This is a genomic window from Flavobacterium sp. (assembly GCF_040402835.1).
Taxonomy (GTDB): domain Bacteria; phylum Bacteroidota; class Bacteroidia; order Flavobacteriales; family Flavobacteriaceae; genus Flavobacterium.
The window spans coordinates 1-21,396 of record NZ_JBBALW010000034.1 but is presented as its reverse complement, the minus strand read 5'-3'; the positions used below and the strand labels follow the sequence as shown (position 1 = coordinate 21,396).

The following is a 21,396-nucleotide window of genomic DNA, read 5'->3' as shown; positions in this document are numbered from 1 at the left end:
TTGGTTGTTTTCCATAACGATGAATTTTGTGTATCGCTATTTCAGGACAAGACACACCGACAAATAAAAAAAGACAAACTCAATAAGTTTGTTTTTTTTTGTGGGCGATATTGATTTATCTTCAAACCAGATGTTGTATTTTCTAGAATATTTCATTGAGGAAATGTCATAAAAAAAACTTCTAAATTGCTTTAGAAGTTTATTGGTACGACTGTGGGCGATGAGGGATTAGAACTTTCCTCATAATGCACTGATATATAATAAATTATACTAGTCTAAAACGTAAGGGTCTCGATTTTGCTCCTTTTAACAGATACAAATATCACTAAATCTTATAATGTAAATTTACTGATTAATAAGTAATTGACCAAATGAATGTACAATTAATTCATACTAAAAAATGAACTAGTTATTAAACTAGTTGAGTACTCTAGGGAAATTCATTCTCCTTTTTTTGGTTTCTCTTTTTCATCCAAAAATTAGCGGTTCTACTTGTTCAATTTTCAAACCTGCATACTGGCAGAATTCCTCAATGGTTACTAACTCGGTTTCAAGCTTATTCAGGCTCTTTCTAATAGCTTGTAACATTCTAGTGCTTTGTCTGTAACTCTTGCCTGTGATGCGTTCAATGTCTTTTGGATAGATACATATTCTCTTAATTTGCATTTTCATACTCTATCTATACCTTTGAGTAGGCTTTGACTTACTTTAAATAGCAATACGCCTTTCTCAAAACTGGTGCAATTTAATCATTATTTTAAGATGTTTAATAATGATTATTTATGCTCTATTGAGCCATTTGTGTCGATTTGCGACATATGGAACTGCCCTTACTTTTTTATTCTGTTTAATTGGCTAAAATTTGTTTCGAAATCAAGGGAAGATGTTGCAACAGGATGTTGATTTTGGGATTTTTATTTGAATTATTAATATTAAATTTTAGGAATTATGGCAAGACAGAAAGGCATAATTAAATTAAAAGGTACTATCGGAGGTATTACTTTTTACAAAACCCAAGATGGACATTTAGCCAGAGAGAAAGGCGGTATCGAAGCAAGTAGAATTGCGAGTGATCCTGCTTTTCAGAGAACTCGGGAGAATGGTTCTGAGTTTGGAAGAGCTGGAAAGGCTGGAAAGATTTTGAGAACTTCTTTAAGAGCATCGCTTTTAAATTCTGCCGATGGTAGAATGGTGAGCCGATTAACTAAAGCAATGGTTAAAGTTATCCAAGCGGATATGGTTAGCGCAAGAGGATTGCGAAATGTGATTGATGGTGAAGCGGAATTGCTTCAAGGATTTGAATTTAATATTCGTGGGAAATTGGGGACCAGTTTATTTGCTCCTTTTGTGGGTGCAATTAACCGTGTTGCAGGAACAATTTCTGTGGCTATTGCTCCTTTTATTCCTGTGAATATGATTGCAGCTCCATCAGGAACTACGCATTTCAAAATCATTTCTGCAGGTTCAGAAGTTGATTTTGAAGCGGAAACTTTTGTTCAAACTCATTCAGGAACAGCTATTTTACCATGGAATACTGTGGCAACAGTAGCCATTTCGCAAGAAAATGCGGTAACTGCTGCAAGTACAAAACCATTGTTTTTGGCTTTGGGCGTTGAGTTTTTCCAAGAGGTAAATGGGCAAATGTATCCGTTGAAAAATGGAGCGTTCAACCCTTTGGCGTTGGTTGCCGTTAGCGGATTGTAGGATGATTTTAGTGTTGAATAGGACTTATTTTCCTGAGGGAACGCAAGGGGTTTTAGAATGGAACGGCACATTGATTTGTTATACCATCGAATTGCCCTGGTTGGGAAACCAGCGGCGAATTTCTTGTATTCCTGAAGGAGAATATTTTTTGCAGCTGCGGTTTAGTCCAAAATTCAAATGGCACTATCTATTGATGAATGTTCCGGGAAGAGATTTGATATTAATTCACCCGGCAAATGATGCCAAATTAGAATTATTGGGTTGTATTGCACCTGTAATGGAACACACTGGAATTGGAAAAGGAAGTGCTTCAAAGAAGGCATTGGCAAAGCTAAGCGCTTTGACAAAAAAGGCTTTTGAGCGAAAAGAAGAAGTGATCTTAAAAATACAATGTAAAAAAGAAGTGTTATGAATATAGTAGATCGCGCGAAAGCGCCCACACCGAAATTTTTTAGGATTTTGCGAAGTATAGGATTGGTTTTGTTGGCCATAAGCGGAACGATTATTGCCGCTCCTGTTGCGTTGCCTGTTGCACTTGTTAGTGTTGCGGGATATGTTGCGGTTGCAGGTGGTGTAATTTCGGCGATTAGCCAATTGACTGCCAGCCCCCTAACCCCCAAAGGGGGAATAAAGGAAGAAGAGAACCTCAACAAAGCTCGTGATGGAAACTAATATTTCCCTTAGAACTGGAACTGCAGCAGGAACTTTATTGAGCATTTTGCCTAATTTGTTTTCGGAAGATATTTTGAAAACCATTATCTTAGCAGCTCTTGGAGCAACGGTAAGTTTTACGGTTTCGCTCTTGTTGAAATGGTTTATGAAATTTAAAAATAAATAATTCGGTTTTGGCTTGGTAACCTTTTACGAATTATTATGAGAAAGCCTAGTCTATTTTTAGACCAGGCTTTTTTTGTTGATTACGTCCCGGCTCTTGGCGAGGTTGCGAGCTTCGTAACCGATTATTTACCGTAAAAGATAAAATTTCTTGCGGAACGCAAATGTGAATTTACTACAAAGTTCGCAATCTTGCCAAGCATCTATGTAAAAGGCCGTTAACTGCTGGCTTTATTTATTTTTTGCTCTATCTGATAATAATTTGTTTGTTGACATATCCAGTTTTTCTTCGATTTCTTTTAACTTTTTAAATTCCATTTTGTTGAGTCTTGAATGTTCAACAACCTTAAATTTGATTAATCTTTCTGCCGTTTTAGAAAAGCTTTTTTCTGAAATCCTTTTTTGTATTTCATCTAATCGTAATGATTTTGCATACCACATATTAATACCTTGGTTTACTATAAAAGTTGAGGGAGTTTTCTCTTTATTACTAACATTTTCAGCAATTTGTAGTAAGTTATTTGAGCCCAAAGAATGAATGGCTTTTGTTATGAAACCGTGAATTACTCCAAAATTTAAATTCCAATATATTTCTCGTGCAAATTGTTCAACCTTTGCTTTATTCAATTCTTTTTCGTCATTCTCTTTCCTTTCATCATTAATTTGATTTATTCGGTCTTTAACAAAATCAATAAACTCGATTTCAGTTTGTTCATTTTTTATTATTTCAAAAAAAGATGATAAAATTCTCAAATGTACTTTCAAACCTTGTTCATAAATATATTCCAATCTTTCTAAAGGAAGAGAACCTGATCTATTTTTTATTATCATTCCCATTACTTCTACTGTCTTAATGCTAAATCTTAAGTTTGTAACTAAGTCAGTTAGGTCTTCATCGTTGACTTCTGGTTTGCTTTTATCATCGTTTTCATTTTCTTCTATTTCGGATTTTGCTATTAATGCTTTCTGACGTTCTTCTGTAGGATTGTGTTCATATGATGGTACAATTGATTTAACAATTTTATCTTCGTGTTTATCGAAGAAATCTAATTCATCTGTTTCTAAAGTTGAAGGTTCATGTTTTTCAAAAAGCATTTCTGCGCTTAATAATAATTCATCAAGTAAATAATTTGATTTGGAATGATGAGCAATGAATATTGTAATGTAGGCATTTTCATCTTTGTGAATATTTGATATTATTTTGGTTACTAAACCTTTTTGTTTATCAATATTTTCTGAAATGTATTTTGCTATAAAAAAATAATAAATGTATGTATAACAGAAACTAAATTGATTAAAGCTGTCAAATCGACAAATGTTAACATTATTTAATACTTTTAATATTTCATTTAATGGAAGTGGTAAATTAAAGTTTGCTTTATATCTTTCTATGAAAATTTGAAATTTATCGTTTGGTAAACTATTACTGCCGTTATCATAAATATAGAAGGCTAATTCAGTTAAAAAATTTGAATAAATATCTATTTGGATGTTGTTAACACCTTCTTTTCTCAAATATAGATATATTAGAGCTTGATAACAATGCCCTTGCGATGTTATATCTTGGTCTAATGGCTTTTGAATATCTTGTGCAGCAAGTAATGATAAAATGAAGAATGGATATGAAGGCATTATACCTTTGCCGAAAATAACACCTAACGAATTTTCAATCATTTCTGTTTTTTCATCTAGGCTTTGATTTAAATGATTTGGATTTATTTCAATTAAATCATTTTCTTTTATTTGAATCCATTTTCTAATAAGTTTGTCTCTTTCTAATGGAGAAAATTCTCTGATTTTAAATTTATTGTAATCTTTTATTAGATTTTGGTTTTTAATATTCAGCCCAAAAATATCATCTACAATTAATACCTGATATTTAAAATCTCTGAAGGATTCGATATATTTATCTTGATGTTTTGCAAAATGAAAATTGTCAACAATTGGAATTATTCTGTTTTGTTCAATTTCGTTGAAAGATGTATTGTAGTATTGCTCTTGAAATGATTTTTCAAGTTTTGCTAAAGGATTTCCTAAAAATAAATTATCGTCTTCTACGTAAACAGGAATGTAGTTTAGATTCAGATATATTTTATAGATAATTTTGCATAGCGTTGTTTTCCCAGCTTGATTTTCCCCTGCAATTATTATTTTATTAAAATTTAATATTTCAGTTATTAAATTTTCTGAATCATATTTTTGCGCAATTTCAACATCATCATATTTTTTTAGTTTTGGAAAAACATAAATATCTCTTAGTTCGACAGTTTCTTTATTATGATGTGATTTTGATAGAATATCAGCACTATTTAAGAAATTATTAAAACTATCATTTAGTTTTAATTGTTTAATTTGATTTATTGATTTACAAACAGGTTTAACCCATTTAATAACATCCAACCAACCATCATTTTGGTCGTCAAACTTTGTAATCGGTTTACCGTCAGTTGGAATAGCTAATAGTTCACTTAATTCATGATGTTCTGTCCAAGCACAAGGACTTAAAATAATAGGAATTACTCGAATTCCTTTGCTGTTTTTTAAAATTAAAGCATCATTTTTTTCTTTAATACAAGCGTCTGAAGCTAAAAAATTATCAGAAATCATCAAACAAATTATATCTGCATTCTCTAGAGCATTATCAATATTTTCTTGAAAATCTTCTCCTGTATTAATTTTTCTATCTATCCATTCAGTAATTAATCCATTATTTTTTAATGGAGAAAGATGATTAAGAAATTTTGAAATTAATGTTTCGTCATTGTGACAATAACTTATAAATATTTTTATCATTTTAGTTTCAATTTATCGAATTCGTTGTTTCGGAGGAAGCTTGCAGTTAACTCATTTATACCAGCCATAAAATGGCTGCAATCTACCCAAAAAGGGTTGGTTTTTGCTATAGTAACCACCGATATTTATTCTGCTAATGTATAATAAAAATAGTACAAATCATCAAAAGGGATTTTTATTAGCAAAGGTGTATAATTTAGTATTTAAACTCGGTGTTTGAGATTTATTATTTTTTGCAATATCGGTGTAAAATTACTCTTCGCATTTCGTTGATGAGTTGGATGTTTTTTTGGAATTGGGTTTCTTGTAGTTCCAGCAACCTCAGCGCTTGGACCTGGGTTTTGTGCAGCTCGTGTTCCTGGAGTAATTTGGCGATTTTTGAGATAAATTCTTTTTTGAATTCGTTAATTATTAGAAATGGAATGACCGAACCACATAGGGATTGGTGCCAGAATTGTGCTTTCCAAAGACTGTAAGCGAGCCAGTAGATAGTTTCGGCATCTTCGGGGTTGGCGAAGTTGATTACAAAACTGTTGGTGAAAGGTTCTTTTTGTGGCTTGCCAGAATTCATTCCTTTGTTGAGTATGAAGATCTGATTTCCTTTGTAGCTTGTTTTGGGCTGGTGGGTCTTGATGATGAAGCTCGGCATATAGTTTTTTTTAGTGGTGTTATTTTATATATTCGGTACTCATTAGGCGCAGGAAAAGTCCGAAATCTCGGGTTTCGTTGAGGTGGTTTAAGAGCTTTATAGCTTCTTCACTAGGCATTTGGAACTGGTAGAGGACGGAATCTCCGCCTTTTATGAGTTTGTCCTTTTCAATGCTATATATATAGTCAAAAATGTAATCTCCGCCCTCGATGATATAGAAAATTGGTGTTGTCATAATTGGATTTTTAATGAATTTCAAACCTTACAAATAATTTTTTTTTCGAAATCAAATTTTTAAAAAATGATATTTAATAATGAAAAAGAAAGCCATCTGTAAAAATCAAATTCAAATAAGAAAGTAAAAAATTGAAAATACGCTCTTGAAAAGAAAGGGTTCGGTAAAAAAGTATATCAATAAAAAAAAACAAAAAGGATTCAAATGCGACAGCTTTTGAAGCCTTTTTCACTGCAAGGATTTACTTTTTTCTTCTTCCGAAGCCTATTCTTTTCAGAGGAAGATTTTATATTTTTAGGCGTGCCGGTACTTTTGTTTTGAATTTGATTTTTATATTCGCGAAACTTTTTATTTATTTCTCGAAAACCAATAATTCCAAAAAAGAAAACGTTGTTTGGTGTAGTGTTTTTTGAAATTGAATTACGGCAGCACGATTTAATTCCAAGAAATGTGGTTTTGAGGATACTATTACTATTTAGCAATGGCAGCACGATTGATTCCAATACACGTCCACTTTTGCGAAATGGAGGAACCTGCATGCGGACATCAGGCGGGAAAAATACCGACCCAGCAGTGCTTAGGCTTGCGAGTTAAAAATTCAGCATTAAACAATATATTAGGTATTTTTGGCTCGCAAGCCTTAGCAATGGTAGGACTCGGATTTATCGGCTGGTGGCTGTATGCAGGTTCTGGAATGTAGCTGTTATTAGTTATGTTCACGCACACCACAGCTGCTGGGCGGAAGCAACACAACTAGGACCGGCGGTACGCCGAGCTAAAAAGGCTGAAGCCCAGCAGCTGCACTTTAAATATTATATCAGCCGCAACCCCACAACGCTTTGGCTGGTAGCTGAAAAGTAAAACGGAAAAAGGGAATTTTGTAATTTAGAAAAAAGTTGTTGCGAAAAATGAAGTTCTACCAGCCTTAGCGGTGTGTGGGATTGCGGCGTTCCTTTTAAAAGTGCCTTTTTACCAGTTGCGTGAACAGAACTAAAGAACTTATTTTTTGCTTTTTAGCAAAATGAAAACATAGATGTCGTCCCCTTTTGGGACGACATACCGAGTGAGGTGGCAGTAGCGAGAGCAAGGGTTTGGGAATTTGGAAATAACAGTCCGCGATAGTGGCTGTTTTTTAAATTCCAAACTGTTGCTGGATTCTTTAGGTTTTGTGGGTGCTTGAAAGTAGTTATGGAATTGGTTTATTATGTTCTGCAGTATTGGAGTTATGAAAATGCCAAAGCACCGACAAAAGCGTATTAATGAACAATTCCGAGTGTGGTGGCAGCAGCGAGAGCAAGGGTTTGGGAATTTGGAATAACAGTCTGCGATAGTGGCTGTTTTTAAATTCCAAACTGTTGCTGGGTTCTTTAGGTTTTGTGGGTGCTTGAAAGTAGTTATGAAAATGAGATTTAATATTATGCAGTATAGTGATTATGAAAATGCCAGAGCACCTACAAAAGCGTATTAATGAACAATTATGATAACACTTTCAATTATTTGAATCTATAAATATTTAGCTATGACCTTTTGCGTTAGGGATAGACGAGGAAATCCTTTTTTTGGTTTTTTCCAAAAAAAGATTGGAACAATAGCCCGTGCCTTTTGGCAACGCCCAAATAATAATGAATTACTTTGATTCGATAATTCATTTATTATGATTTGCATAACCATTTATTTATTCACCCACTTATTCACCCACTTTTGGATCAATATAATGTAATATCCAAAGTCCTCCTTTTGTACCTTCACGTTCTAATAATCCTTCTTTTTTAAGAACTCCTAAATTTTTATCTATTGCGGTAGCACTAAAATCAGTTAATTGCTGTAAAGTTGATTTTTTTATTTCTTTATTTTCGTGAATGGCTTTTAACAGTATAATTTGTTTTTCAGATAAATTATTCACCCACTTATTCACCCACATTTTGAAATCAAAAGGTCTTCTAAAAATTACTGTGAACATTCCGTCAAAGATAAATTCTGGTGGTGTTAATCCTTCTTCTTTCATTAAATCACGCATTCGACTGATGCCTGAACCTATTTGCTCCACTAAACGCATTCTTTCGAATAACCCGAAAATTAAAGGATTTCGACTTGAACTTTTTTTGCCAAATTCATTTCTTGGTACGGCACTTACTAAACCACTAGGAATAAAAAAACAATCAAATTATTGAAAATCAAATTATTGAAATGAAGCAAACGGTAACTTTGAGTTCAGGAATACTTGGACTAGATGCGATTTTGCGTAGGCGAATGAAATAATGAAAATAATTAATTTGAATGTAATTAGCTGTTAAGCAATGTACTATATGAATAAATAGTATTATTATGTCAGGTAAAGTTTGGAAAAAACTTGACATTTAAAATAAAATAATTATCTTTGTTGGAAGATATGAAAGTAACAGATAAAATAGTAGCTAAAATAAATCGAATAGATACAGGGGATGTATTCGGATATGATACGCTTGGACTAACGTCAGATGAAATTATTGCTGGTTCTAAAGCATTAAGCAGATTAGTTGGTAAGGGAGTTATTAAAAGAGCCAGGAAAGGTTATTACTATAAACCGAAGGTCTCTTTATTTGGTGAGCAAAAACCCAGAGAAGATGTTTTGCTTTCTCTTTATTTGTTTGATAAAAACAAACAAGTCGCTTATATAACTGGCACTAGATTGTATAATAAATTAGGATTGACTACACAAGTTCCAAGTTCTATACGCGTTGCGTCTTTGGATAAACAGGTTAAAGGTATTGTAGGCAATGTTGTTATTCGACCTGCTAAAAGTTATGTAAGGGTTACTTCTGATACTATTAAATATTTGGAGCTATTAGATGTTATTAAAGATTTGAATGCCATACCCGATTTAAAAAAAAGCGATGGTCTTGTTTATTTAAAAAAGACTATTTATAACTTTGAAACTATAGAATTGAGAAAACTAATTACTTATGGTGTTGCTTATCCTCCAAAAGTTAGAGCTTTACTTGGTGCGCTTTTGGAAGCTATGAATTTTGATGCTGCGGGTCTTTCTGTATTAAAAAAATCGATTAACCCTTCGAGCAGTTATGAATATGGAATTACTCCTAAAATGCTTTCGACCGCTAACTCTTGGAACATAGTCTAATGAATTTACATTTGGATAAAGATAATTTTGAAGGAGCAATTGTAGCTACCGCTAACTATTTTGAAATTCCAGAAATTTTTATTGAAAAAGATTATTGGGTAACTTATGCTTTGCATCAATTGTTTCATTCTGAAGTGAAAGATAGGATTGTATTTAAGGGCGGAACCTCATTATCAAAATGTTATTCTATTATTAAACGGTTTTCGGAAGATATTGATCTGGTTGTTATAAAAAATGATGTTGATACAGGTAGTGATCTTAAAAGAAGATTGAAAGAAATTACTACTATTATTGATCGTTCGATTCTTGAAATAGTAGCTGATCATCCCAACACTAATAAGAAAGGAAGTATAAGGAAAATTGTTTACTCTTTTCCAAAAGTTGGTTTAGGAGGTAAGTATGGCGAAGTGAAGGATGATATTACTTTGGAAGTATCGCATCTTGGAAATTTTGAGCCAAATGTTACTAAACCAATTCGTACTTTAATTGCAGATTATATCAAAACAACACCAAATATTGATTTAATCACTCAATTTGGATTGGCAGATTTTGACGTAAAAGCGTTGTCTGTTGAACGTACTTTTTGTGAAAAGATAATTAGCTTGGTACGTTTTTCATATACAGAAAATCCAATTATGGACTTATCTAATAAAGTTCGTCACACTTATGATTTAACTTTATTATTGCGAGTTGATTCTATAAAAGACTTTGTGAATTCTGACTCTTTTGGCATTATGCTTTTGCAAGTTGCCAAAGATGATGATAAAGCAATTCCTAATAATAAAGAATGGTTGTATAAGCACCCGAAAGATGCTTTGATTTTCAGCGATACCGTAATGGTTTGGAATGTTTTGAAAAAGGTTTATACAGGAACAAAATTTAATGAACTTCTTATTGGTAATGCAAAGCCTCCACATGAAAATGACGTTTTTGAAACTTTAGTATTTCTATCTGAACGGATTGCAGCAATTTCTTGGGAAGTTTCTGATAAATTCAATCAATAGAAACTTACCTCCTATTTATAAATGAACGTGAAAGGATTTGCACAGTAGCGGTTGTTAGCATTAGTTCTTTTATTTAAATGGGATATAAAATGTCATGTACTTCAGCAGTAAAAGAGTAAAAATTATAAAAGACAAAACATGCTTAACTTGAACGCTTAATAGAATTTGTTTATTTAGGATTTGTACTTTTTGAAAAGTAATATTAAAAAATAAATAAAACAATACTTGTGCAACAGTAAAAGTAGCCACAATCGAAAGTATATTTAAAATCAGCATATATAATTATTTAGGTTTGTCCTTATTTTCAGCAAATTGTTTCAAATATTTTAGTAAATCCTCATTATTAGAAATTTGCAACGAATCTTTTGCTTTTATGATTTCTTTTTGCATTTCTCTATCGTGCCTATTGTTTTGAAATTCAATAATTTTAGAAATTAAACCATCCGTAGATAAATCAAAATTGAATCCTTCAACATCAATGTTTAAACCACCTCCAGTTAAACCAATAATTACTATACCTACTAATAGTATCAAACGTCCATTCTTAGATAAAAATTGTGTTTTGCCTTCAGAATTAACATTTATTTTAATCTGAATTTCAGAAACATTGAAATCAAGATTGTGATGTTTAATAAAACTATCTGTAAACCTTAGTATATCGCTTCCAAAATATAATAAATCAGGAGCTGGAACATTACTTTCTCTATTGACATTAATAATTATACTCGTTTCATCATTAATTTTGAAAAAGTCACTAATTGAACGCTCTACAATGTCTCCATAATGTGTAATATCATTCAAAGCTTGATGAGATTGCATTGCATTTCGTAATAAAATATCAGAGGATTTTTTTGAAATCGTTTTAAGCCACCTAATTTTTTTTCGTTTTCTATAAGGACAACCTGTTCTGTCTAAATCTGAATCACTAACTTCAACTAATTGTGTCTCTTGGACTTCTCCAATTGAAATAAATGCAGATCCTTCAGATGGCACAACCACTATATCACCCTTTTTGATTTCATATACAAATCTAACAAGTTGTCCTGCTATCAATCCAGCGTTTCTATCAGGCATAATGTTTTCAATATACATTTTTAATTTTAAACGAAGTTCACCTAAATTTTTCGAAGATTTTTTTAAGTCATATATTTTCTTTAGAGTAATTTCTTCATGACCTATTGCTACATAATTAAAATTTGTAAAGCTTTCAAAATATTCCCCTCCTTCAGATCTAACAATCCAATATCTTTTATCCTGCGGAACAGCCTCAATCATATCAAAAAATTGAGTAAGTTCTTCTTTAAAACTATTCATAAGTGTTCGGTTTCTGTGTTTATTGCAAGAAATAAAATTTACAAACAAATATATTAAACAATTAAATATATAAATTATAGAAAAAACTTTATATTGTTATAATATAGTTAGTTATTTTAATTTGATTTAGAATATTTGTATACTTGTTTATCATAAATTTATATATTCTTTTAAATGTTGCTAGCTGTGTATTAATTTTATTTTTTTTGTGTTGATTTCGAAGGTTTTAACGATGGTGTATTGCCTGGTGTTCCTTTGTTATCGTGTTGACGTTGGTCGGGTTTCCCTGTAGATGTTGCTGTTCTTTTTGGTCCTGGTTTGATTGCTTGTGTGGTCATTTTTTTTATTTAGTTATAGTTTTTAGTTTGGTTGCCACACGTTGGAAATCACGCGGTAGCAGTTTATAAATTTAATATTCAATCCAATCGATTAATGTTCCATCACATTTTGGAGCATTAGGGCAACATATATATTCAAATCCATTTTTATTTTTAAATACCTTAAAATCTCCAATAACAATTATTTTATAACAATGAACACATAATTTATTGTCAGTTAATTTAGGAATATCCGCAAATGGATAATGTTCATTGAGGTATTGTTGTTTGTCTTTAATTTTAATTTCTTCCATAAAAATATTTTAATATTACTTGGTTTTTAAGGATTTATCCAATCAAAATCTATCAAATGCTCTAAATTATCGGTTAATTTATTGTCTGGATTGGATCTTAAATACTTACCGCTTGCCCCATTAATTACTAGTACCTTTTCTCCAACTTTCCAATTAGCATCTAAATAGTTCCAAATCCACGTTACAGCTTCATTACCTTTTATTTCCAATAGGCTAATAGCTTGCGCTTTACTCTTCTTTGTTGCCCTAGAAGTTGAACCCTCATTTACAGTATGAAACGCATAATCAGTTAAGACATTGTTTGTATCTTTCCAAATACCTGAAATTCTATATTTTGTCATTGTTTGTTATTTTTTTATTACCTACTCTGAACAGTTTTCGATTTCTCCGTTAATTTTTTATCAGAATAAAAATTATAATTGGCGGAAACACAATTAAAATATGATAAAATAAGTTTGTCCTGATGTAGTATTCTATTTTTATTTTATTTACGTCAATCCAATTTAGGTTATGGTATGCTGCTGTTTTTGATTTAAACAATTCATTATCTATTGGTTCATGATTTTCATGTTTTTCGAGTATTCTTTGGTAATCATTGGCGGTTTTTTGAGCAAATTTTAATTTGTCTTATAAAGTGGTATTTTCTTTTAAGGTTTTGAAAATTCGTAATTCATTATACAAACTTGAAAGCTCTAGTCCGCAATTGTGGTATTCTTTTGCTTTTGAGCTGTATTCTTTTGCATTTTCTATTTGACCAAAAACTAAAAGCAGTATTGATAAACAGGTTATTGAATAAGCAATTAAATTTTCGCTGTAGAGCTTCTCATTATAAATATTATACACTGATAGCAAACCTATTGCAATTAAATAAACCGATAACATGCTATTGCAAAGATTCGATAATTTGGAAACTTGTACTACTCTTTTGTTTGCATTAAAGCGACTTCCTTTTGTTGACCAAATTTTATAATTTAGTTCTTCTAAAAAGGTTTTTTCAAGGTAATCTTTGTGAGATTTATCCATATTATTGACACCTATTTTCTATTAATTAAGGCTTCATAAATTAAATATCTCAAGTATTCTTTAGCATCAATTTCAAGACCTTCTAAAAAAATTAGTTTATTAAAGGTTTCTAATAATTGAGTAGTGGTTTTTATTTCAATCAATAATACTTTCTTTAGTTCTTCTTTGTATTTTTTTATTTCTACTGTATTGGAATTTTCAATTTTACTTTTTACTAAATGGACAATTTGATTGTGGTCTTTTAGTTTTGTGATGATTTCGATTTCTTTGTACAGACTAGTAAAATTTTCTTTTGCCTGTGTAAAATTTTCTAGATTTTTAAATGCTTTTTTGGGTCCTGTACCATGCGTTATTGATAAAACTTTTGATTTAATGTCTTTGGGCTTGATTACTAAACGTTGCTCCGCATTTTTTGCATCTTCGAAAATAATGGAGCATACATTTGAAAATTTTAATGCTTCGCGTTTAATTTCGTCATTTGAGACTTGAATTGCGTTTTCTAAATACCCAACTCCTTTTAAATCAACAGTTTCTGATGTTTTGAAAAACATTCTGATAAATGATTCGTTGTATTCAAATGAATACAGGTCATAAATCACGTTTGTTGCTATCATTTCGAAATGCAACTTTAATAATGCAATAACCACTGTTAGGCTGTTGTCATAATTTTGGTATCTGTCTTCCGAAACTATGGCTCGCAAGTAAAATGTATTGTCTTCACTATCATGAATCAATCTGTATTTTTTGCTATGTTCTCCTTTGGTTTTTAATAGTGCCAGATTTTGATCTAAAATATCCGTAAACTTGCTTTTAATAAGTTTACTGGCATATTTCTCTATTTCATATAAATTTGAAAAGAAGTCTCTTTCTCCCGAATGAATGGGGGTTGCTTTAAGGGAATTAATTTTAAGATTTGCCAAATATGGATTGGTAGTCAGATTGTTAAATTGCACTGCAAATCCTTTTTCGTAATCAAAATTTATGTCGGAGAGGTTGCTAACTAAGTCTTGTTTACTATACTTTTCATCAAGCTTTTTGATTACCGTGAAAAGTGTTTTAGCTCCTTTGATGTTGATTTTAGAATTATCATTTGCCTTGATATTAAAATATTCTATGATGTCTTTATAATAATTGCTGTTTTCTATTAAAGTTAACAATACACTGATTTCAATACCATCATCACCATTGAATAAATTTTCTTTACTTACACTTATTTTATTGAATTTGTTCATAATTTATTACTGTTTTAATTTTTTGTTTGCATGTAAATAACCACCTCGCCTTTTGGGCACCCCTAAATGTGAGAGGAATGTTTACCCTTTTTAATTAATCTTTAGGCTTATGAACATGAGGTTTTAGCGTAGGATGTTTTGGCTTTGTTATTGGATCTACTCTTTGTCTTCTATCATCTGTGCCGTCTTCTTTTTTTGGTTTTGGTCCTGGTTTGATTGCTTGAATTGTCATGGGTTTTGATTTTTAAAATTAATTTTATTATTGTTTTTTTTTCTTATAATTCAGCTCCAAAGTCACAGACATTGGAGCTGAATGCACATTTATCAGTATTATTTTATTGTTTATGGCAAGAATTTGAACAATAATAACAACCATCAGATTTTGTAAATTTTTCCTTTGCTTTTTTGACAGCTTCTTTACAATCGTTGAATGAACCTAAATATTCTCTATTTTCGACACTTGGCAGAAAACTACAACTTGATTCGTGTACTTCGTGGTCACCATTTGCTTGTTTAATTTTGTTTACATAATAATTTTTCATAATAATCGTGATTTAGTTATTGATTTAGAATTGGTATTGAATTAGTTAAAAGTCAGGAGACTTTAAAAACCAAGTATTAATCTTTTTTTGGTCTATCACCAGAACCAATTCCTTTTTTTATTTGTTCGTTAAGCTCAGTCCTTCTTCTTTCTTCTTCAAGTCTTCTTCTTTCCTGCTCTCTTCTAATTCGTTCTAGCTGTTCTCTTCTAATTTTTTCTTCGTCGCTCATAACTTTATGATTTTAAATTTTTAATAAAGATTAATACAAATATTGCCCCAGCTATAAAGCTTAAAAGGGATATGCTATTAAATAACGTTGTTAAAAAATCAAATGTTTTTTTTAAACAATCATATTTCTGATAATTTAAATTGTAATTTTTGCCTTCTAATTCTCTGATTTCCTCATTGCAATATTTAATGTCATTATAATTGGCAAAATATCCTGTTACTTGTGAAAGTAAATTAATTATAATAGCTATTGAAAAGAATAAACTTCCATTGTAAACATCACTTTTATCAATACCTTTAAATTTATCAAAAAATGCAGCGACAAGTGCTATTCCTCCACTTGATAATGAAATGATTAAAATATCAAATCTTTCGATTGAGTACTTTGCTCTTGTTGCGGCTGTTATTAAATATTCATTTAAATTTGCAATATGTTCTTTATTTTTTCCCATTTTTATAATTAATTTTTATTTAGATACAACGTAATAGGAATCGCGCGGTAGCGGTGCGGTAGTAGTGGCAATAGCAGTTGATGTAACTATGGTTTGCAATGTATGTAAACATCCTTATTTACTTCTTGACAACTTGATATTAAAGATGATATAAACCATAAAATTTGGATTGCTTCACTCCTTCTTGCAAAAGCAACTCCATGTTTCAAATTATTTAGATTTTGTTCAAGTGTATTTCGGGAAATAAAATCAATTACCAAATGAACTTCTCCTTTAAAATGGGGATTATTGATAGATGATTGATATAAACTTATAGCATCATCTATATTATTTCCTTTTCGCAGTCTATTTATATTAGTATTTATACCATCATTATTGTAAGTTGAATTCCATGTATATCTTTTTTCTTGAAGCTGATATGCTTGTGGACTTATGTTTCCTAAATTTTTTTGTGCTTGTCCAACTATATCTTGAAATGCTGATGCTGAGAATTGAGTTGTATTGTGTTTTGAGTGATAAAATATAATTTTACTTTCAAATATTGCAATATGGTCTGCCCATTCTTTTAACAAATCATCACAAATGAAATACTCTGCATCTGCCATAAAATTTTGCTCTACAAAGTCAAAGATAGATAAGTTAGCAAATTCAGTTTGCCCCTTCGCAAAAATGCCTTTTTCACTATCACAAAATTGTAATTCATTATGTGGCACAAAAATCTTCATAAAATGTTCAATATTACCTAAAAGTTTGGAATCTTTGAATAATTTTCTATTAGAATATGCTAAGTCGATATTGTCAAAATTTATTATAAAACTGCTAGATTGGCTAATATAATCTATAATTGAAATTTCTGTTCCATTTGATTTTTTTAGAATTACATTCTTTAGTTTTGGAGACTTTAGCGTAATTGATTTTTCGTTAAATTTTAATTCAATATCATTAATTGTAGAATTATCAACTTTAAAAATATCGTAATGAGCATCATAAGTGACTTTAGAAAGACGTTCAAAATTCTTTAAATATTTGATTATATCTAAATCTCGCTCTAAAACTAAGTCTTCATCAAAAAATCTAATAACAGTGTTTGAAATAACTTCATTTTCAAAATCAGTGTATAAACCACTAAATGTAAATAGAATCGAAATTGGAACTAAAGTGTCACGGACACTTTCATAATCTTGTGGTTCGGCAAAAACTGATAAAAATGTTTCTTTTTCAGAGTGATGTTTAATCTGATTAACAAGTTTTTCTACCCAAAAACAAAACTCTTCAATAGAATTTTTTTTACCAAATTTATTTATTCTAGAAGAATTTAAAATTAATGAGACTTTTTCATCGGCATTTTTTAGTCTTAAAGAATTGAGCATATAATTGTTTGCTCCTAAAGCAGAAAAATTCTCTTTTAAATCGATAGCTTCCAAACTTTTCTCTCTTAATGCTTTATCTGATACATTTAGATTTTTAAGATTGAATTTTTCAAATTGTGTTTCATCATTTACAAAAAGTGTAGAAAGAATTTTGTAATCGAGTGGATTAAATTGTTTTAAAAACTCTTGTATTTTAGATATGTTTTTTCTACTTATTACAACATAATCTTCTATTTCTACTATTAATAAATATGCTAATTTTGTTTCAATCCAATTTTCAAGTGTTTCGTTAATGAAAGTTGGTTGCGTATTATATTTAAAAACACAAATTGAATACTGAATTTCAATATTATTTATTGTTATTGATTTCTTCACTTCTTTAAGTAAAAAGTTACTTGACTTAATTACTGAAGCATCTTTAAAAAGTACATTTATTTTATTTCTCGAGATTTTAACATTTTCTGAATTATGAAAAATGTATGCGTTCTCATTAATAATGATGTTTTCAAATTCTTCTTGTTCAGTCATATTTTCTATGTTTGTGTGGTTATTTCACCTAACTTGTATGCAATTCCTAAAATGTCGCCACATTACACCCCAATAAGGAAATATCTGCAAATGTTATGTTTCTATTTATTTAATATGTTAAAAAATACCAGCAACATTGCTCATAAGAACCCCGTTGCTGTTATCTTTTAATTAGTATTTACTAAGTTTTTGACTTTTTCACTTATTTTAATACAGCGAAGGTTTGTTGTTTATAAATTGTTGCCCAAAAGAATAAAGTCGAAAGCAATGGAATATGATAATTTTATTTGATATTCCAATTCTTAACAATCCAATCAATTAAATTTTGTCTATTGTCTTCTGATTTCAAATCAGAGTGACGCAATAACTTCTCAACTTTTTGAAAGCTTTCTTTTGTTTTGGGTACATTATAATTTATTAAAAACTTATTACAGAAATATACCACTTCGTATTCTTCACTTTTGTCAACTTTAATTCTTTCAAGTACTCCTATGTATTTTGGATTATCACCGCCATCAACCGTTGGCGAATAATCATTATTTTTTAAATCATCAGCTGTAAAATTTGCCATATCGTTTAACTTAATTCTTCATACCTACTCTACACAGTTTTCGGCCTCCCTGTTTAAATATCAAATTAATTCTCTGCAGTATTCAGTTCATGAACCCAACTACCATAGCTTTTTCTAATATTTTTTATTCCTTTGCAATTTTGGGATATTTTTTTGAACTGTATTACGGTGTTTTGGTGTTTTTTTTACGGTGTTTTTTTATTACTCGTCTGAATTGTCCATTCTTTTGGTTAAGGTTTCTTTTAGGGTGTTTAGGAATTTGGTGCGGTTTGTTTTACGGATTCTAATTTCTAGAAAGACTCTGTGGTATTGTCCTAAGTCGATTTTTAATGTTTGTTCAAAAAATTCTACTACGTCTTTTAGGTCGGAGGTTCCAAAATTGAATGTGCCCTCGGCATGTAAGGCATAAAGTAATTCTATTAATGCTACTTTGGAACCTGTCCACGTTTGTATTGCTTTTGGGTTTATTTGGATTTTATCTTTTATGGGTGTCTTTTCTAACTTGGTTAGTTCCTCTTCGATATAGACTTGAATTAAATCATTTGCCATGATTTGGGCTATTGTATTGTCGTGTGAAGTAGTAAAACGATGGTCGGCATCAAAATAATTTGTACCAATATTTAGTTTGATATCGTGTTTTCCCGGATAAAGTATTTGCTATCAAGATAGGTGCTTTCTGTTCTATGGTATCTGTAGAATTCAAGGTTGTTGTCGAAAAATATTTTTAGATTATTGAGTTCGTGGTTGAGGTAGGTGCGAATTATTTTTTCGCCTCCATGTGGTTTTTTTGTTTCAATTTTATAAATAGAATTGTAGTAAATTAATTTGGATAGGATTTTAGGTTTGCTGTTTTTAAAGAATTCTATTTCATGCTCTGGCAACTGAAAAGAAGTTTCTATAACTTGTGTTTTAATTTTATTTAAGGTGTTGGAAATATGCTCGATTGCTTCTTCTGAGAGCTTGATTGGATCGTCTATTTCCAGTGACATGAAATTTAGTTCGGTGTCGAGTTCTGCACTAATAGATTTGAATTGATTTTGCATATCATTGGTTTTATGCCAATAATATAGAATTCATTTGAATTGCTATTACGGTGTTTTGGTGTTTTTATTACGGTGTTTTTTTGTGTTAATGCTTATAGAACCACAGCCCCAAAATCGGATCCTCAGACATTTTATTAAGACCACTCGAGTTGATACCCGCGGTAGCGGGGTATATAATACTTTATTACTTTTTCATATAAGTCGCATATAAATGGCTTGTACAAACACCGCAAACTTGTTTTCCAATTTCAGCTATTCTTAAGCGCGCTTGATCTTCAACTTCACAAGTAAAAATATTACCATCATTTTCATCTATATCCATCATTTTACATATAGAGGCTTTTACTAAATTTGTATTACATTTTTTGGGACCTAATAAATCCCCTTCAAATAAATGGTATTCTTCAGTGTCATTTTTCTTTTTTAATGTATATGCTTTCATAATTATTTAAATATTAATGTTATTATTTACAAACCCCGCAAGTTCCACCATTTTTAGCGCAGTATTTACAATACTTACAGTTTTTGCATGCGTTGCAGTCTTTTGAACCGGTGCATTTTCTGCCAGCGGTGTAGTAGGTTGTGACTCCTATTGTTGTTAGGATTAGGAATGCTGTGATTAAGATTGATTTTTTCATATTCTTTATTTTTTTAATTGCATTTGTAAGGGTCCGGGTCTCCAACTGCTGGTTTTTTTTCATTGTTATAGCATAGATTTAACTCTGATGCTACTATGATTTGTTTGGTTAGGTTTACTGATAAACCTCTATTGCTATCTGGGGCAGATAATGATTTGTTTTGATTTGCTGGAATGTTATTGAAGGTTAGGTATTCAGTTGTGTAAATACCATCATTCTTTTTGATGTAATCTATTGCCACAGTGATTTGATCTAAGGTGTAGTCTGTATTGTTAGTTACGATTATATCTAGGTTGGAAATGCCCCTCGCTGCGCAAAGTCTCATATCTTTGCAATGATGATAAAATCATAACTTTACAAAGTAAACAAAAATAAGGTTGCAAAATCAACACTGGTCTAGATACATTATTAATGATATTGTTCGGGAGGTAGATCAACCTTATTTTAATCATATACTGAATTTGAATTAGTACTTAAACACTTTGTTTTAAATAAAGATGTTGTATAAAATATGAGATAAAATCCAATATGATTTTTTGTTTGCTTAACAATTTAAAACTTGTAAAAGATGCTAAAGTATTCAATTGGGCTTGATGTTTCAAGCAAGAAAATCGATGGTTGTATTAGTGTAATCGACACTAATCAAAAAGTAATTGTAAAATCTAGTATTGTATTTTCTAATGATTTGAAAGGATTTAAGATCTTAGAGAATTGGATTTTAAAACACTACAAAGAAAAGAATATTCCATTAGTTGTCTGTATGGAGGCAACGGGTATTTATTATGAATCCTGTGCTTTATATTTATTTGAAAAAAAGTTTAATGTTTCAGTGGTATTGCCAAACAAGGCAAAACAATATTTTCAAGCCATTGGATTAAAATCTAAAAATGACACCATTGACGCTAGAGGATTAGCTCAAATGGGAGCCGAACGATGCTTGAGAACCTGGAAACCCCTCGCAAAATATTTCTATGAATTAAGGCTTTACACCCGTCAACATCAAAACTTGCAAGAACAAAAAACGGTAATCAACAATCAGTTAAAGTCTTTAGAGTATGGGATGTACATTAATAAAAAAATTATAAAACAGTTAAAAAGATTAATTTGTGTTTTTGAAAAGGAATTAATTGAATTAGATAAATTAATTAAAGACCACATTAAATCAAATGAAGATATTCAAATCAAAGCAAACAACATTTGTAAAATAAAAGGTATTGGGATTTTAACTTTTGCAACACTTATTGCAGAAACTAATGGCTTCGAGTTGTTTGAGAACAGCAAACAATTAGTATCCTATGCTGGATTTGATGTAGTTGAAAATCAATCTGGAAGTACATTTGGCAGGACAAAAATATCAAAAAAAGGGAACTCAAGAATTAGAAGAGCTTTATTTATGCCTGCTTTTACCGTTATAACATATAAACAAAAGCCGTTTGGATATGCAAATAAAACCCGCAGTATTAGTTAAGCAACATTTTTAAAATTAT

23 protein-coding genes and 2 pseudogenes are annotated in these 21,396 nt (G+C 30.7%); 7 read left to right on the top strand and 18 right to left on the bottom strand.

The genetic code is table 11. The features are described 5' to 3' along the window. Positions 1 to 948: 948 nt before the first annotated feature. From AC9UEH_RS10435 to AC9UEH_RS10420, 4 genes are read left to right on the top strand one after another with little or no spacing between them, the layout of a single operon-like run. The gene (locus tag AC9UEH_RS10435; RefSeq protein WP_509531485.1) at positions 949 to 1,704 is read left to right on the top strand and encodes a hypothetical protein; all 756 of its coding nucleotides are present in this window, start codon (positions 949 to 951) and stop codon (positions 1,702 to 1,704) included. 1 nt (position 1,705) lies between these two features. Beyond that, the gene (locus tag AC9UEH_RS10430; RefSeq protein ID WP_509531489.1) at positions 1,706 to 2,116 is read left to right on the top strand and encodes a DUF5675 family protein; all 411 of its coding nucleotides are present in this window, start codon (positions 1,706 to 1,708) and stop codon (positions 2,114 to 2,116) included. Further along, complete coding sequence (locus tag AC9UEH_RS10425) at positions 2,113 to 2,376, top strand: hypothetical protein (RefSeq protein WP_509531483.1); 264 nt, start codon at positions 2,113 to 2,115, stop codon at positions 2,374 to 2,376. Before AC9UEH_RS10430 ends, AC9UEH_RS10425 begins: the two co-directional genes overlap by 4 nt. Continuing rightward, the gene (locus AC9UEH_RS10420) at positions 2,366 to 2,542 is read left to right on the top strand and encodes a hypothetical protein (RefSeq protein WP_509531481.1); all 177 of its coding nucleotides are present in this window, start codon (positions 2,366 to 2,368) and stop codon (positions 2,540 to 2,542) included. Before AC9UEH_RS10425 ends, AC9UEH_RS10420 begins: the two co-directional genes overlap by 11 nt. A gap of 227 nt (positions 2,543 to 2,769) precedes the next feature. On the opposite strand, the gene AC9UEH_RS10415 is transcribed toward AC9UEH_RS10420, so the two are convergent. The 3 genes from AC9UEH_RS10415 to AC9UEH_RS10405 all read right to left on the bottom strand — a co-directional run bounded on the left by AC9UEH_RS10415 (position 2,770) and on the right by AC9UEH_RS10405 (position 8,364). Continuing rightward, positions 2,770 to 5,331: a toll/interleukin-1 receptor domain-containing protein gene (locus tag AC9UEH_RS10415; protein WP_509531479.1), complete on the bottom strand. Its 2,562-nt coding sequence runs from the start codon at positions 5,329 to 5,331 to the stop codon at positions 2,770 to 2,772. Between the two features lie 226 nt (positions 5,332 to 5,557). Beyond that, positions 5,558 to 5,980, bottom strand: coding sequence for a DUF6943 family protein (locus AC9UEH_RS10410; RefSeq protein ID WP_509531478.1), 423 nt, complete (start codon positions 5,978 to 5,980; stop codon positions 5,558 to 5,560). Between the two features lie 1,922 nt (positions 5,981 to 7,902). Next, the gene (locus AC9UEH_RS10405) at positions 7,903 to 8,364 is read right to left on the bottom strand and encodes an ATP-binding protein (RefSeq protein WP_509531487.1); all 462 of its coding nucleotides are present in this window, start codon (positions 8,362 to 8,364) and stop codon (positions 7,903 to 7,905) included. Between the two features lie 228 nt (positions 8,365 to 8,592). On the opposite strand from AC9UEH_RS10405, the gene AC9UEH_RS10400 reads away from it, so the two are divergent. Together AC9UEH_RS10400 and AC9UEH_RS10395 are read left to right on the top strand one after the other, a co-directional pair. Next, on the top strand, positions 8,593 to 9,333 hold the full coding sequence (locus AC9UEH_RS10400; RefSeq protein ID WP_509531476.1) for a DUF6088 family protein: 741 nt from the start codon (positions 8,593 to 8,595) through the stop codon (positions 9,331 to 9,333). Then, entirely contained in the window at positions 9,333 to 10,337 is a 1,005-nt protein-coding gene (locus tag AC9UEH_RS10395) for a nucleotidyl transferase AbiEii/AbiGii toxin family protein (protein ID WP_509531474.1), read from the top strand. The genes AC9UEH_RS10400 and AC9UEH_RS10395 overlap by 1 nt, the downstream gene beginning before the upstream one ends. A 282-nt stretch (positions 10,338 to 10,619) precedes the next feature. On the opposite strand, the gene AC9UEH_RS10390 is transcribed toward AC9UEH_RS10395, so the two are convergent. The 15 genes and pseudogenes from AC9UEH_RS10390 to AC9UEH_RS10320 all read right to left on the bottom strand — a co-directional run bounded on the left by AC9UEH_RS10390 (position 10,620) and on the right by AC9UEH_RS10320 (position 20,234). Next, positions 10,620 to 11,651 carry a DUF8426 domain-containing protein gene (locus AC9UEH_RS10390; protein ID WP_509531472.1) on the bottom strand — a complete coding sequence of 344 codons (1,032 nt, stop codon included), beginning with the start codon at positions 11,649 to 11,651 and terminating at the stop codon, positions 10,620 to 10,622. A 197-nt stretch (positions 11,652 to 11,848) separates the two neighbouring features. Beyond that, positions 11,849 to 11,989 carry a hypothetical protein gene (locus AC9UEH_RS10385; protein ID WP_509531470.1) on the bottom strand — a complete coding sequence of 47 codons (141 nt, stop codon included), beginning with the start codon at positions 11,987 to 11,989 and terminating at the stop codon, positions 11,849 to 11,851. A 71-nt stretch (positions 11,990 to 12,060) separates the two neighbouring features. After that, positions 12,061 to 12,282 (bottom strand): hypothetical protein, encoded by a 222-nt coding sequence (locus AC9UEH_RS10380; protein ID WP_509531468.1) that lies wholly within the window; start codon positions 12,280 to 12,282, stop codon positions 12,061 to 12,063. Between the two features lie 26 nt (positions 12,283 to 12,308). After that, the gene (locus AC9UEH_RS10375) at positions 12,309 to 12,623 is read right to left on the bottom strand and encodes a DUF3892 domain-containing protein (RefSeq protein ID WP_509531466.1); all 315 of its coding nucleotides are present in this window, start codon (positions 12,621 to 12,623) and stop codon (positions 12,309 to 12,311) included. Positions 12,624 to 12,672: 49 nt separating this feature from the next. After that, positions 12,673 to 13,305 (bottom strand): annotated as a pseudogene (locus tag AC9UEH_RS10370) (SLATT domain-containing protein). Between the two features lie 11 nt (positions 13,306 to 13,316). Then, positions 13,317 to 14,537, bottom strand: coding sequence for a hypothetical protein (locus tag AC9UEH_RS10365; RefSeq protein ID WP_509531464.1), 1,221 nt, complete (start codon positions 14,535 to 14,537; stop codon positions 13,317 to 13,319). A 94-nt stretch (positions 14,538 to 14,631) separates the two neighbouring features. Then, the gene (locus tag AC9UEH_RS10360) at positions 14,632 to 14,769 is read right to left on the bottom strand and encodes a hypothetical protein (protein ID WP_509531462.1); all 138 of its coding nucleotides are present in this window, start codon (positions 14,767 to 14,769) and stop codon (positions 14,632 to 14,634) included. Between the two features lie 103 nt (positions 14,770 to 14,872). Then, entirely contained in the window at positions 14,873 to 15,079 is a 207-nt protein-coding gene (locus AC9UEH_RS10355) for a hypothetical protein (RefSeq protein WP_509531460.1), read from the bottom strand. A 76-nt stretch (positions 15,080 to 15,155) separates the two neighbouring features. After that, the gene (locus AC9UEH_RS10350) at positions 15,156 to 15,308 is read right to left on the bottom strand and encodes a hypothetical protein (protein WP_509531458.1); all 153 of its coding nucleotides are present in this window, start codon (positions 15,306 to 15,308) and stop codon (positions 15,156 to 15,158) included. A gap of 4 nt (positions 15,309 to 15,312) precedes the next feature. Then, positions 15,313 to 15,759 (bottom strand): hypothetical protein, encoded by a 447-nt coding sequence (locus tag AC9UEH_RS10345; RefSeq protein ID WP_509531456.1) that lies wholly within the window; start codon positions 15,757 to 15,759, stop codon positions 15,313 to 15,315. An 86-nt stretch (positions 15,760 to 15,845) separates the two neighbouring features. Continuing rightward, positions 15,846 to 17,657, bottom strand: coding sequence for a hypothetical protein (locus AC9UEH_RS10340; RefSeq protein ID WP_509531454.1), 1,812 nt, complete (start codon positions 17,655 to 17,657; stop codon positions 15,846 to 15,848). A gap of 283 nt (positions 17,658 to 17,940) precedes the next feature. Then, on the bottom strand, positions 17,941 to 18,228 hold the full coding sequence (locus AC9UEH_RS10335) for a hypothetical protein (protein ID WP_509531452.1): 288 nt from the start codon (positions 18,226 to 18,228) through the stop codon (positions 17,941 to 17,943). 201 nt (positions 18,229 to 18,429) lie between these two features. After that, positions 18,430 to 19,217: pseudogene (locus AC9UEH_RS10330) on the bottom strand (RteC domain-containing protein). Between the two features lie 238 nt (positions 19,218 to 19,455). Further along, positions 19,456 to 19,713: a hypothetical protein gene (locus AC9UEH_RS10325; RefSeq protein WP_509531450.1), complete on the bottom strand. Its 258-nt coding sequence runs from the start codon at positions 19,711 to 19,713 to the stop codon at positions 19,456 to 19,458. Between the two features lie 209 nt (positions 19,714 to 19,922). Then, positions 19,923 to 20,234: a hypothetical protein gene (locus AC9UEH_RS10320; protein WP_509531448.1), complete on the bottom strand. Its 312-nt coding sequence runs from the start codon at positions 20,232 to 20,234 to the stop codon at positions 19,923 to 19,925. A gap of 243 nt (positions 20,235 to 20,477) precedes the next feature. On the opposite strand from AC9UEH_RS10320, the gene AC9UEH_RS10315 reads away from it, so the two are divergent. Continuing rightward, a complete protein-coding gene (locus tag AC9UEH_RS10315) occupies positions 20,478 to 21,377 on the top strand; it encodes an IS110 family RNA-guided transposase (protein WP_509531446.1) in 900 nt (299 codons plus the stop codon). Positions 21,378 to 21,396: the final 19 nt, after the last annotated feature.

Excerpts from the sequence above, each read along its gene's own strand:
- AC9UEH_RS10425 (WP_509531483.1), top strand. The coding sequence starts at position 2,113 with ATGAATATAGTAGATCGCGCGAAAGCGCCCACACCGAAATTTTTTAGG.
- AC9UEH_RS10410 (WP_509531478.1), bottom strand. The coding sequence starts at position 5,980 with ATGCCGAGCTTCATCATCAAGACCCACCAGCCCAAAACAAGCTACAAA.
- AC9UEH_RS10380 (WP_509531468.1), bottom strand. The coding sequence starts at position 12,282 with ATGGAAGAAATTAAAATTAAAGACAAACAACAATACCTCAATGAACAT.
- AC9UEH_RS10345 (WP_509531456.1), bottom strand. The coding sequence starts at position 15,759 with ATGGGAAAAAATAAAGAACATATTGCAAATTTAAATGAATATTTAATA.
- AC9UEH_RS10390 (WP_509531472.1), bottom strand. The coding sequence starts at position 11,651 with ATGAATAGTTTTAAAGAAGAACTTACTCAATTTTTTGATATGATTGAG.
- AC9UEH_RS10340 (WP_509531454.1), bottom strand. The coding sequence starts at position 17,657 with ATGACTGAACAAGAAGAATTTGAAAACATCATTATTAATGAGAACGCA.
- AC9UEH_RS10395 (WP_509531474.1), top strand. The coding sequence starts at position 9,333 with ATGAATTTACATTTGGATAAAGATAATTTTGAAGGAGCAATTGTAGCT.
- AC9UEH_RS10355 (WP_509531460.1), bottom strand. The coding sequence starts at position 15,079 with ATGAAAAATTATTATGTAAACAAAATTAAACAAGCAAATGGTGACCAC.
- AC9UEH_RS10320 (WP_509531448.1), bottom strand. The coding sequence starts at position 20,234 with ATGAGACTTTGCGCAGCGAGGGGCATTTCCAACCTAGATATAATCGTA.
- AC9UEH_RS10315 (WP_509531446.1), top strand. The coding sequence starts at position 20,478 with ATGCTAAAGTATTCAATTGGGCTTGATGTTTCAAGCAAGAAAATCGAT.
- AC9UEH_RS10360 (WP_509531462.1), bottom strand. The coding sequence starts at position 14,769 with ATGACAATTCAAGCAATCAAACCAGGACCAAAACCAAAAAAAGAAGAC.
- AC9UEH_RS10435 (WP_509531485.1), top strand. The coding sequence starts at position 949 with ATGGCAAGACAGAAAGGCATAATTAAATTAAAAGGTACTATCGGAGGT.
- AC9UEH_RS10415 (WP_509531479.1), bottom strand. The coding sequence starts at position 5,331 with ATGATAAAAATATTTATAAGTTATTGTCACAATGACGAAACATTAATT.
- AC9UEH_RS10335 (WP_509531452.1), bottom strand. The coding sequence starts at position 18,228 with ATGGCAAATTTTACAGCTGATGATTTAAAAAATAATGATTATTCGCCA.
- AC9UEH_RS10385 (WP_509531470.1), bottom strand. The coding sequence starts at position 11,989 with ATGACCACACAAGCAATCAAACCAGGACCAAAAAGAACAGCAACATCT.
- AC9UEH_RS10350 (WP_509531458.1), bottom strand. The coding sequence starts at position 15,308 with ATGAGCGACGAAGAAAAAATTAGAAGAGAACAGCTAGAACGAATTAGA.
- AC9UEH_RS10420 (WP_509531481.1), top strand. The coding sequence starts at position 2,366 with ATGGAAACTAATATTTCCCTTAGAACTGGAACTGCAGCAGGAACTTTA.
- AC9UEH_RS10365 (WP_509531464.1), bottom strand. The coding sequence starts at position 14,537 with ATGAACAAATTCAATAAAATAAGTGTAAGTAAAGAAAATTTATTCAAT.
- AC9UEH_RS10375 (WP_509531466.1), bottom strand. The coding sequence starts at position 12,623 with ATGACAAAATATAGAATTTCAGGTATTTGGAAAGATACAAACAATGTC.
- AC9UEH_RS10430 (WP_509531489.1), top strand. The coding sequence starts at position 1,706 with ATGATTTTAGTGTTGAATAGGACTTATTTTCCTGAGGGAACGCAAGGG.
- AC9UEH_RS10325 (WP_509531450.1), bottom strand. The coding sequence starts at position 19,713 with ATGAAAGCATATACATTAAAAAAGAAAAATGACACTGAAGAATACCAT.